7 protein-coding genes are annotated in these 12,109 nt (G+C 65.1%); 5 read left to right on the top strand and 2 right to left on the bottom strand.

What is annotated here, in order from left to right:
* Nucleotides 1-48: 48 nt before the first annotated feature.
* Together B215_RS22135 and B215_RS21775 are read left to right on the top strand one after the other, a co-directional pair.
* Entirely contained in the window at nt 49-852 is an 804-nt protein-coding gene (locus tag B215_RS22135) for a DUF1963 domain-containing protein (protein ID WP_082664468.1), read from the top strand.
* A gap of 123 nt (nt 853-975) precedes the next feature.
* Complete coding sequence (locus B215_RS21775) at nt 976-1,200, top strand: hypothetical protein (protein ID WP_237718456.1); 225 nt, start codon at nt 976-978, stop codon at nt 1,198-1,200.
* A gap of 643 nt (nt 1,201-1,843) precedes the next feature.
* On the opposite strand, the gene B215_RS0106750 is transcribed toward B215_RS21775, so the two are convergent.
* Nucleotides 1,844-5,266 (bottom strand): glycoside hydrolase family 2, encoded by a 3,423-nt coding sequence (locus B215_RS0106750; RefSeq protein ID WP_026009033.1) that lies wholly within the window; start codon nt 5,264-5,266, stop codon nt 1,844-1,846.
* 173 nt (nt 5,267-5,439) lie between these two features.
* Here B215_RS0106750 and B215_RS0106745 point away from each other — a divergent pair, with 173 nt between their 5' ends.
* The 3 genes from B215_RS0106745 (at nt 5,440) to B215_RS0106735 (ending at nt 8,242) form a co-directional block, all read left to right on the top strand.
* A complete protein-coding gene (locus tag B215_RS0106745) occupies nt 5,440-6,648 on the top strand; it encodes an ROK family transcriptional regulator (protein ID WP_037513258.1) in 1,209 nt (402 codons plus the stop codon).
* Between the two features lie 214 nt (nt 6,649-6,862).
* Nucleotides 6,863-7,417, top strand: a complete 555-nt coding sequence (locus B215_RS0106740) for a hypothetical protein (protein ID WP_019368878.1) — start codon at nt 6,863-6,865, stop codon at nt 7,415-7,417.
* 66 nt (nt 7,418-7,483) lie between these two features.
* Nucleotides 7,484-8,242: an IclR family transcriptional regulator gene (locus B215_RS0106735; RefSeq protein ID WP_019368877.1), complete on the top strand. Its 759-nt coding sequence runs from the start codon at nt 7,484-7,486 to the stop codon at nt 8,240-8,242.
* Between the two features lie 81 nt (nt 8,243-8,323).
* Here B215_RS0106735 and B215_RS0106730 read toward each other — a convergent pair whose 3' ends face one another.
* Complete coding sequence (locus B215_RS0106730) at nt 8,324-11,941, bottom strand: TonB-dependent receptor (protein WP_050990142.1); 3,618 nt, start codon at nt 11,939-11,941, stop codon at nt 8,324-8,326.
* Nucleotides 11,942-12,109: the final 168 nt, after the last annotated feature.

The following is a 12,109-nucleotide window of genomic DNA, read 5'->3' as shown; positions in this document are numbered from 1 at the left end:
TGAATCTGGCAAACGCACCCCTTTCTTGACACAGAGGCTGCTAAGTTCATGCCTAATTTGCGCGGAACTGGTGTGGTGATGCGGCGACTGATCGATCAGGTTCCGGGGCTTCGACTCCTTGTTGAGAAGATGGCCGCAGGAGTTGCGGCCGACCCCCAGTTTCAACGCCGGTACCTAGCATCCGAAATCGATTTGGATGGTCGGCTGATCCCTCGATCTCCTGCGACCGTTACTCGCTTGAAGCATGCGAAGCTGCAAACCGGGCGACTCGGATACCTCGGACGTCGTGCGGACGAACCTACCGCCTCGCATGTGGGCGGGTACCCGGCGCCATTCGCCCCCTTCCCATGGCCAACGTGTAGAGGGCGCGAGCTTACTTTCATCGCGCAAATAGAGTTGGCGGACCTGCACAATCGCGATCAGTTTGCCTGGTTACCCGCTTCTGGGAAGCTGCTGTTTTTCGTGGGGCAGAACGAATGGGGCGAGTACAGTTCTACGAACAGTCGCGTGATCCATGTTTCATCAACCGAACGACTTACGTTGCCACCCGATGAGGTGCCAGCGCCCCTGTATGTCAGCTTCGACCGCCGCATGACCTACTCCCCCCTCGGGCCCGAGGACGACGCGGGGCAGGTCGATGACAATCGTGAGTTGGAAGACTGGTACTATGCCATGCGCTCGGCAGGTCCCCTACCACTGTGGCAGCTGGGCGGTTGGCCCCACCCGTTGCAGACGGCGGACATGCGACAGGAATGTGAGCGCCGCTTTCGCGGCTTGGCGGTAAGCGTCCGTCCAGGACCGTCTGAGGAAAAAGTGGCCTGTCCGTCCTGGCGCCACTATGGGCCCACCTAATGGGGGCCATGAGGGCGATGATCTCACCGGCAGGCTGGTTGAGCTTGAACGCCTACCAGTTGCGGAAATCCTTCATGCTGCTAAATTATTGCAATGAGGCTTTTGAAACGTGCTCTCCTAGCGTTGTTTTCAGCAGGCTGGATTGTTCCGTTCTGCATGAGCCACTGGCTGTCACAAGAGTTCATGACAGGTGTAGTGGTCCCAGCTGTACGGGATGGAGAGCTCTGGCGAGGCGGGTCGTGGGGCCCCTTCAAGCTCATCGATCAATTGTTCTACACATCGATGGTCTGGCTGGCGGTTGTGATCGTAACGTGGAGCCTGTTCCTGCCGGTCACCAAAGACCGGTAACCACTACTCTTGGTTATTTAGCCTAGCGGTCGGGCCGAAAGCCGTCATTCCGCTGGCCTCAGACCAACGGCCGCCTCTAGCGCGAACCTTCTCGGCGGCGACCGATGTTGGTGGGAAGCGGATATCTCGGTCGTCAGTTTATAACGGGGCGAATCGCCTTCCACGGTGCTTCCGCACAACCTCGCCTTCTGCAGAGGCCTGCTTTCACCACCTCAGCCCTCACCCACGCGACCCGCTCGGTTGGAGTGCCCGGTTCCGTTTGAATTACCACCCGGCCGCCCCCGTTGGAAAACTTCGCCTTCTCAGACAGGTATGCTACCAACGTACTGGCATCTATCGGCTGTGTGTTCCAGAAGAACACACCTGATTTAGGAACTTCTATCAAGTCGCCATTGAGGAACTTCGAGGTGTTATCCGGCGGGAAAGCACCTAAATACGATGCTTGTTCGGAAGGTGAGCTACTGGTTTGGCTTCTGGTTTTGTCACAACCCAGAAGCGATATGGCTATGATTGTAAGGGCAATAGCTCGCATGCGCACAGTGTCTCAGGGAGCTTCAATGTCCGCTAGTGGGGCGCCAGCTGCCAGTCTTCTATATCCATCTACCGCCTAGTCTGCAGCGCGCGGCTTCATGGCCGCGGCAGCCTATTTCCCCGTCGCCGACACCGTCGCAGGGCTCACATTCCAGCCGCGCAGGCTGAGATGCGCCGCTGCCGTCACGCTCGCCGGATAGCGCACGCTGAGCACGCGGTGCTGGCCCGGCAGCAACGAGACATAATTGTCGCTGTAATAGGCCGGCAGGATGCGCTTGCCTTCGGCGTCGACCAGCGTGAGCTTGGCGTTGAGCACCGGGATGGTGCTCTTGTTGGAGACGGTGACGGCGATCACCTTGTCCTCGCCTTCCGGCTTGGGCGTGCTCGCCTGGACCTCGAGCGACACTGGCGCAAGCGTTTCCAGCGCGCGATAGGTGCTGTCGTCGCGGCCGCGCCAATAGAAGTTGCGCGAGACAATATTGCCCTTGGCATCGCTGAGCGTCAGCTCGATCAGCAGCATGGGGCTCGCCGCATAGAGCCGGTCGAGCGGCACCGGATCGAGCGCGGTCACGCGATTGGCGCGCGCGTCCACCTTGTCGGTGCGGGCGAACAGCTGGACATTGTCGAGGCTCACCACCCGCGTCTTGGCGGTAAGGCCGCGCACGTCCTCGCGCGTGGTGTTGAGCACCACCAGCGTGTTGTCCGGCCGGTTGATCTGGATGTGCACCGGCTCCACGGCGTTCTTCGCGCCGTAGTAGGACGCATGAGTGTCGTAATCCCAGCTGTAGATCTGCCACATGTTCGACGGCCAGGCCGGGTGGCTCATCCACAGCAGGCGGCCGCTGTTCTTGGTCCAGAGATGGCCCAGAAAGCCCTCGAACATCGCCTTGTGCGTTTCGAGGTTCATCATCTGCGCCTTGCGCTCGAAATCCTCGAAGCTGAGCGGCTGGCCGAACATCGTGGTGAGCGCGGCCATGAAGCTCTTGGTGTCGCCGTTCCCGCCGAAATGCCAGTCGTGATAGGCCATGGTATCGGACAGCGGCCAGCGATCCTTGGCCGGCACGCTGGCCGCCACCGATTCGAGCGTGGACAGCGATGGCGTGCCCGTTTCCACCGAGAAGCCGGTGGCGAGATCGGTGAAATAGCCCACGGGCGCGCGATAATTATAGGGGCCGGAGCCTTGCAGGTTCACCTCGTTCGAACTGCCGGTGTACCAGCGGGTGCCGTCTAGCTCGCGGATCGCCTTGTCCAGGCCCTCGTTCAGGGTCGGATACGGCACCCCTTCGTTGCGGCCGAACCAGACGACGATCGAGGGGTGGTTGCGATAGCGCGCCACCACGTCGCGGGCATTCGCCAGGAACAGCGCGGCATCGTCCGGCTCGACCTGGAAATTCTGGGTCGATTGCCAGAAATCGTTGAGCACCATCATGCCGTTCTCGTCGGCAAGCTCGAAGAATTCCTCTTCGTCGTTATTGCCCATCCAGTTGCGGATGATGTTCATGTGCGCTTCGCGCTGGAGGCGGAAATACGGGGCGAGCCGTTCGCGGCTGACCTGCTTCATCGCATCGTCGATGCCCCAGTTGCCGCCGCGCGCGGCGATCTTCACGCCGTTGACGCGCAGCACGAGGTGCGGCTCGGGCAGGGTCTCGTCGGGAATGGCGGTGACCGCCTTCGAAGTTTCGCCCATGGGGGTGAGCGAGGCCGCCCAGCCGGTGGGGCTGCGCTTCAGCGCGGCGTGGCGCACGTCGATCAGCTGCTGGCCGGCGAGCGCGCCGTCGGTGGTCTGCACGTTCACGCGGCGCAGCTGGCCGAGATGATCGAACAGCGACAAATCGTAGCTCACCTCGCGGATGCCGAAGCGAAGCGACCGGGCATCGCTCGGCTGGCCGGCGGCGGCGAGATCGATCTTCAGATCGTGCAGCGCCGGATCGCCATAGCCGTTCGGCCACCACAGCACCGGATTGCGCACGGTGAGCTGGCGGAACTCGCTCGGCGTGAACCGCACTTCGCCCGCGCCGGGGGCGGCGGTGACGGTCTTTTCCACCACCACATCGTCGAAGGCGGCGCGGATCGTCACCGGCTGGGCCGCGCTGCCGCGATTGACGAACGGCACGGTGATGTAGATGTCGGCGCTGTCGGTGCGCGGCAGCGGCAGATCGGTGATGACCTGCGGGTCGCCGATCTTGACGTCGCCGGTCGCGACCAGTTCCACCGGGCGCCAGATGCCGGTGTTGCGATCGCGGATGCCGGGGATCCAGTCCCAGCCTTCGGTGGCGATGAAGGTGGGGCCGTCGATCGCCAGCTGCCCGCCATTCTCGCCGACGCCGGCCCTGATCGACTGTTCGTGCGGAATGCCCGGGTGCGGCGGCGGCGAGACGCGCACCGCGATCACATTCTCGCCGGCCGTGGGCACGATCTCGAACTGGCCCCGGATGAAGGCGCCGCGCGTGCCGCCCTGCATCCGCCCGTTCACCCACACTTCCGAGGCATAGTTGATACCGCCGAACACCAGGGTCAGCCGCTTGCCGGCGGCTTCGGCCGGCACGGTGAAGCTGGTGCGATACCAATAATCCTGCCGCGCCAGGCTTTCGGGGATCTTGAGGTTGTTCAGCCCGTAATAGGGATCGGGATAGACGCCGCGATCGACGAGCGTGGTCAGCACCGTGCCCGGCACGGTCGCGGCATGCCAGGTGCCTTCCGGCTTGCCCGGGCGCGACAGCGCGGCGCCGTCCTGCGGCACGCCCGGCGCGGCGGCGAGCTGCCAGCCGTTGATCTGCCACCGGAGCGGGCCGAGCGGCGCAAGCGGCGGCAGCACCGGCACCGGCTTGGGCACCGGGGCGGAATAGGCGGTATCGCTCTGCGGCAGCGTCCAGGGATCCTGCTGGCGAGTCATGCCGATATTGGCGGTCTTCTGGAGATCCCAGCCGACGCCGACCTGCCACATCTGCACCAGCTCGAACGCGGGCGCATCGGCCGCTTCGGCCTGCACCTCGGCCGCGCCGAGTGCCACGCCGCGCAGCTGCGCACGCACCAGCGATCCGCCGAAATGGCCCTGCCCCGCCACCACCGGAGCCAGCGCGATGCGCGGCGCCACGGCGGCGCCGTTCACCACGCCTTCGCCGGCGGGCTTGCCGTCCACATACAGGCGCACCCGCCCGCCTTCGATCACCGCGGCGACATGGCTCCAGCGGCCGGGGGAAAGCTTGGCGGTGCTGCTGACAGCGTTGCCGCTGCCGAAGAAGTGCAAGGCGCCGCCGCGCAGGGCAAGGCAGCGGCAATCGCCCGCGGGATCGCCGAACGCGATCAGCGTCACCACGCCCTGCTGCGCGAGATCGGGCTTCACCCAGGCCGAAAGGGTCAGCGGCGCGCCCGCCCGGACCAGCGTGTCGGCGCCGTTCAGCGGCCGATCGATGCCGATCCCGCCTGCGAGGAAGCTCGCGTTGTAAGGGCCGGCATTCTCCGGCTCGGCCGCCTGTGCCGCAGCAAAGGCGATCAACGCAGCGCCGGCCAGCATCGCACGAGTGAAACTGCGCATCGATATTCCCTCCCAGTTCCTCTGCCGCCGGCCAGGATCGAGCCGGCCTGCGCACGGTGCTGCATTCGATCGAGGCCGCGTCCGGTGTTTATTCACCAAATTTCCGAATTCAACCGAGATTGCCGGCCGCGCCCTTGCACGGGGATAGCAAATCGACTGATATCGCGACCATCATGAACAGCAGCAGTCCTCCGATCGGCCTTTCGGGTACCAACTTGGTGCGCGCGGCGGATCACAACCAACGGGTGACGCTCCACGCGATCCGCGTCAATGGTTCGCTTACCCGCGTCGATCTCGCGCAGATCACCGGGCTGACCGCGGCGGCGATCGCCAACATCACGCGGCGGCTGCTTGCCGATGGCCTGATCCAGGAAGCCGGGCGGCGGTTCGGCGGGCGTGGACAGCCACCGACCAACCTGATCATCAATCGCGACGCCTGCTATTCGCTGGGCCTGAACATCGATCGCGATCATGTCACCCTCGTCCTGGTCGATTTCCTGGGGCAGACAGTGGCGCGGGCGAGCCGCGAGATCGAATTCGCACTGCCCGATCAGGTCGCCGCCTTTTACCGCGAGCAGGCACCCGCGATGCTGGCCGCCGCCGGGGTCGAGCCGGCGCGGATCGTGGGCCTGGGCGTCGCCACGCCGGACGATCTGGGCCGCATCGAACTGCCCGGCAAGCCAGATGCCTATGCCCGGTGGAATACGATCGATCTGGCCGAACTGCTCGCCGAACCGATCGACGTGCCCGTGTTCGTGGAGAACGACGCCGCGGCCGCCGCAATGGGGGAACTGCAGCTGGGCCAGGGGCTGCGCCGTTCGAGCTTCTTCTACATCCTGATTTCCTCCGCGCTGGGCGGCGGGCTGGTGATCGACAGCAACTATTTTCGCGGCGCCACCGGGCGGAGCGGCGAACTCGGCTTCCTCACCCGCCGCGATCCCGACGGCGTGGTGCGCCAGATCCAGGCGCATGTCTCGCTCTCCGGCCTGGCAGCGCCGCTGGAAGCCGCCGGCCACAGCCTGCAGGCGATGCTGGAGGGGGACGGGCGCGACCCCGCGATCGAAACCGTGGTCGATGCCTGGATCGAACAGGCGGCCGAGCTGCTCGTCGAGCCGCTGATCGCGGTGAATTGCCTGATCAACCCCGAAGCCGTGCTGATCGGTGGCCGGCTGCCGGCCCGCCATGTCGATCGCCTGGCCGAGCGCACGGCGGCGCTGCTCGCCGAACGCGGGCGCCACGCGCCGTCGCTGGCGCCGATCACCCGCGCCCAGCTTTCCGCCGACGCGCCGGCAGTGGGCGCGGCGATCCTGCCGTTCAGCTATTTCCTGCTGCCGAAGCGCAGCGCGCTATGGACGGCATCTGCCACCTCATCGGCGGCATAACATCCAGGGCCCATAGGGGCGCCGGACTCCCGATGCGACGGGTCACGCTCACCGCTCCGGTGTAGGAGCGACCAAAGGGCTTGGCCGGCGCCGTCGCAGGGCCTGCCATTCGTGGCACTTTACCCGGGCCGGTAAAGTGCCACGGTTGGTCAAAGTGCAGGCCAGCCGCGGCAAGGGATTCACAGCGGAGTCCCGATGTGCTTTGATTCCCGCTATGTTCCAGCCCGATCTCTTCGCCGCCGCGCCGCGCACCGAACCGGATCCCGCCCCCTCGGCGCGCGCGCTGGACCTGCCCGCCCTGCTCGACCGGCTGACCGCGCTGTGCGAGCGCCCGCGCTACAGCTTCATGGTGCTGAACCTGATCGCACAGGCAAGCGACCGCAGCGGCTGGGCCGGCCCCTTCGTCCGCGAAGGCGACCGGCGCGTGCCGGTGCGCGACTGGCTGAGCGAGGCGCTGACTCCGGTCGCTCGCCGCGATCCCCGTCGGCTGGGCCTGGCGGAACGGGCACGCGCCGATCTCGCCGCCCAGGGGCAGTTACCCGCCGACGAAGACGCGGCCGAGCGGGCGATCGCGGCGGAAGTGCAACGCCGCATTCAGCTTTCGGGGCGAACCAATGTCAGCCGCGCCGTGTCCGAACTGGTGCGCGCGGGACTCGTCCGGCGGCGCTACCAGGGGTACCGCGTCGATCACCATAATCGCGGCGCGCAACGCCAGGTCGTCTATGCCGTGACCGAGGAAGCGCGCGCGGCGCTGCACGGCCGCCGCTGAGCAAGCCACTTTACCGCGCCCGCGCGGGTGCGTACCTCCATTCCGTTCTGGGAACGAGGGAAGTGGATGACCGAGGAGAAGGCTGCGCCACGCGCCGGCACGCAAACGCTGGAACGCGGACTGGACCTGCTGGACCTGCTCGCGCGCCGGCCGCGCACCATTCGCGAACTCGCCGCGGAATCGGGGCTTACCGTGTCCACCGCGCGACGGCTGGCGCTGGCGCTGGTCGATCGCGGCTTCGTCACCGACGGGCGCGACGGGCTGCGCCTGGGGCCGAAGCTGATGCAGCTCGGCGTCCATGCCCAGGAACGGATGAGCGTGGTGGAGGTCGCCCGCGATCGACTGCGCGCGCTGGCCGATGCCACGGAGATGCCCGCCTTTCTGGGCGAGCGCGACGGCGATCATTCGGTGCATCTCCACCGCGTGGGCGGGGCGCAGCGCGTGGTGGTGAACACGCCGGTGGGCACGCGCAGGCCGCTGCCGGAAACCAGCCTGGGCAAGGCGCTGCTGATGGACGAGACGCCGGAAGCGCTGACGGCGCTGCTGGCGCGCTGGCCCGCGCCGCAGGGCGAAGCGGGGATCCGCGCTAATCTGGATGCCGCCCGCACCCGCGGCGCGGTGGTGCATCGCAGTCCCCCGCCCGACGATCTGCGCGCGGTGGCGGCGCCGATCCGCAATGCCGCGGGCCGCATCGTCGCGGCGATCAGCGTGGTCAGTCCGGCACAATATGTGGAGGATGCCGCGCTGGACGGGCTGGTGGCACAGGTCCACGCCGCCGCGACCGAGATCAGCGCCGCACTCGGCCACCCGACGTCCGTGGCATAGCCGAGCCGCACGCCGCAAACAGCACGACGCCCCAGCACCGCTGAGGCGTCGGCAACGATCACGATGTGCGTGCGGCGGGCATCAGCCGCCGAAGCGGAGGCGCACACCGCCCATGATACGGCGACCACCATAGATCAGACGCATCACGCGCGGCGTACCATCGGCGAAGCGGACATATTCGCCGGCCGAGAAGGTCTGCGATTCCCGCGTCATGTTCCGCCCTTCCATGTACACCTGGAAGTTGCTGTTGATGTTGTACGAAACCTTGGCGTCAAAGAAGGTGGTCTCGTCCGAAAAGCGCGGGATGCCTGGATTATAGCCCGGCGCAACCAAGCGAACGTTGGTCCACTGCTCACCCGGATAGTTGATGTCGGTGGTGTTGCCGCCGCACGGCGTGATGCAGTTGAAGCTGGAGCTGCGCTTCTGCATCGCCAGACGCAGGTTCAGCTTGCCATCGTCATACCAGATCGACGCATTGGTGTTGTACCGCGACTCGTTCGGCGGCAGCATGATGTCGCCGGTCAGCGGATCCTGCTGGCCCGAGGTCGCGGCCGAGGCGAGGATCGAAAGGTTCACGTCGGCGCCGGTATATTTCAGGAACCAGGGCAGGAAGGTGAACGCAGTCTTCGCCTGGAATTCCCAGATGTCGCGCTTGTAGCCGGGGCCATTGTCCCAGGTGGGCACGTTGAACTGCACATCGGCGAGCGGCAGGCCCGTGCCCGGATCGGTTTCGCTGCTGCCGGCGAACGGCCGCTCGACTCGCGTCACCCCAATCGGACTTCCGATCTTTACGTCCAGCTTGCCATAGGTGGCCGAGATCAGCGTGTCGCGGTTCGGATACCATTCGAGGCTGGCATTGTAGCTCCACGCGGTGAATGGCTTGAGGCCCGGATTGCCGACGCGGCCGGCGGTGCAATTGTTGACATCCTCGCCTTCGGTCAGCGTCAGCCGCTCGTCGATGGTGCAGGTGCCGCCGGGGACCAGATTGTTCATGTTCGGTCGCGCCAGCGTCTTGCCGCCATAGACACGGAAGACGAGCGAGTCGTTGAACCCCCACAGATTGAGGTTGAACGTCGGCAACCAGTCGCGGGTCGTGCGGTCGACGGTCACCAGCTGGCTGAACGTCTGGGTGATGAAGCCGCCCGGTGCATTGGGGTTCGACGCATCGAACGCGGGCGTCACGCGGATCGAGTTCAGCGTTTGCAGCCCCGTACCCTTCACCCGGATGAACACGCCGCGCACACCGGTGTTGCCGGTGACCCGAAGGCCCCATGGCAGATCCTGTTCGAAATCGAACATGCCATACACGTTGTAGATCGTCTCGTCCGCACGCGTGACCGGCTGGGCATAGGTCTTGCCGTCGCTGCCGACGCAGGTCTGCAGGCAGTCGAAGTTCATGAATTGCGAGGCGCCCAGCGCTTCGAACAGCTTGTCGGTGCGAATTCCCTGCCAGGACGGCGGCAGATTGCCGCGATTGGGCAGATCGCCAAAATAAGCCGAGTCGGGTGCTTCCAGCGTGCGGGCGAACAGATCCTGCAGCTGCTGCGGCGTCAGCGTATCGGTGCCCGAGCGCGCGGAACGCGGATCGGTGCTCGGCACATAGCCATAGTTGCACGATACGGTGGAGGTCGCAGTCGGCTGGCAGGCGCGCAGGCTTCCGCGCACGATCGCCGTCGGTACATACACCCCCGGCACGAAGCCCGGCTGGCCGAAGGTGCCTACCGGCGAGCTGACCGTGTAACCGCCATTGTTCCAGCGCTGGATTTCGTTGTTGCGGAACATGCCGCCCACCTTCACCCGCTTGACGAACGGCAGGATGCCGTCCGTGTCATAGGTCAAGTCAAGCTTGGCGATCTTCTCGGTCGCTTCGCCCAGTGCCGGCGTATACTGCACGGCGAAGGTCGGCGTCGTGAGCGGCAGCTGACCAACCGTATAGGCCGGAGTCGCGGGGTTGAACTCGGTCGCGGCTACGGCAGCCTGTCCGATACAGCTGGGAGCTGTGCCAGCGCCGATGCAGCGCGGCGCCGAAAGCTGCACGAAATTGGCCGGGTTGGTCTCGTCATAATTGGCCGGCAGCTGGATGTCCCAGAGGCCGTTCGACTGCAGCTTCAATTGGGCATCACCGTACATGTACGAGCGGGATGTACGCATGTCGCCGCGGCTGGTGGTGGCCTTGGTCATGCCCGCCATGCCTTCGAGCAAGATGCGCTCACCCTGCCATTCGAAGCCGGTCTGATAATAGCTGGTCTTGGTGTCGATCCGATTTTCGATCTGATCGATGTTCACCGAATTGTTGGTGAGCGTCATCGCGGTGACGTTGTGCTCGGAATCGACCACGATGCTGCTGGGGACGACGTTCAGGACGTTGCCGATCGTCGCGTTGTTGCCGACATTGTTCAAACCATCGAACAGATAATAGCCCGCGCCCGCGTTCGGATTGAGGCTGCGAACGCGCGGATAGCCCGTGGTCGAGTCCAGAAAGGTGCCGGTCACGTTCTGGTTGAACAGCGTGACGGGGTTACGACTGCGGAACTGGTCATGAACCTTGCGGTTGGCCAGGGTCGCCTTGCCGAACACCGTGAGACGATCGGTGATGCGGAAATCAAGGCGGCCGTCGAAGGAATAGCGCTCATCGGTCTGCGTGCTGGTGAAGTTGCGGATCAGCGACGGCGTATAGTCGTTCCACTGATTGAGGCAGGTCTGCTGTTCGAGGATACGCTGGGCGCGGGCCGCCGCGGCTGCGGTACCGTTATGCGGGAACAAGGTGAAGCAATCGGCCTTGGTCTTGGCCGACGCCGATTTGGTGACCAGGCTGCGCGGGGTCTCCAGGCTATTGGCGAAGCGGATATCGGCGGCATCGGTTCCGATCGTGTTGACGTTGTATTCGAACGTCTTGTCCGGCGATTGATCGAAATCGAACAGACGCGAATAGCCGCGGTTGCCGCTCGTCGTCGTCTCGTACATGTGGCCGTTGTTCTGCAGCTTGCTGTACGTACCGGTAAGGATCACCCCCAGCCGATCGTCGAAGAACTTGTTGGCGAATACGCCGTTGAAGTCCGGCGTCCAATCCTTGCCCAGCGAATTCTGGCCGGCGCCCGCGCGGAGCGAGAAATAGGGCTTCTTGAAATCCAGGCCGGTACGCGTCTTGATCTGGACGGTGCCGCCCAGGCCACCCTCGGTCATGTCGGCGGTCGAGCCCTTCACCACGTCGATGGACTTTACGATTTCCGCCGGCAGTTCGCGAAGATCGGCACCGCGACCGCCCGAACCGCCAATCGCGAGGCCGTTGGTGCTCTGCACGCCGATACCGTCGAGTTCGACGCGCGTCAGGTCGGGCCCGTTACCGCGCAGCACGATGCCATCGCCTTCGCCGAATTCGTTGCGGCTGAGCGCGACGCCGGGCACGCGCGAAATCGCTTCGTTGACGTTGCGATCGGGGAAGGAGCCGATATCGTCGGCGACGATCGAGTCGGTCGCGGTTCGGGCGTTCTTCTTGCGATCGTTGGCCGATTGCTGGCTGGCGCGCGAGCCGACGACGACGATTGCCTCTTCCTGCGCGGTGGTCAGTTCCGTGCCGCTCGGCGCTTGCCCGCCGGACGTCTGCGCGTGCGCCGTGCCGGCGCCCGCCAGCATCAGCCCCAGCACCGCCCAGGATGCGGTAGCGGCGATATGGCGGTGCGAATGGAGTCCCCTGTACATGTCTTCCCTCTCCTAGCTCTCGCTGGCGGTTCCCGTGCAGTGCGCCTCCCCGGCGCGCCGCTCCGCCTTGCTCCCGGGCATTGAGCTCTTTGGCTCTTGTCCCACATTGTGAACTTCTAATTCACTTGTTAGAACGATATCAGTTTTTCGTCGCCGCGCAAGATGGTG

Source organism: Sphingomonas sp. ATCC 31555 (assembly GCF_000282895.1).
Taxonomy (GTDB): Bacteria; Pseudomonadota; Alphaproteobacteria; order Sphingomonadales; family Sphingomonadaceae; genus Sphingomonas.
The sequence above is the reverse complement of the archived record's forward strand: the minus strand, read 5'-3'. Positions and strand labels throughout refer to the sequence as shown.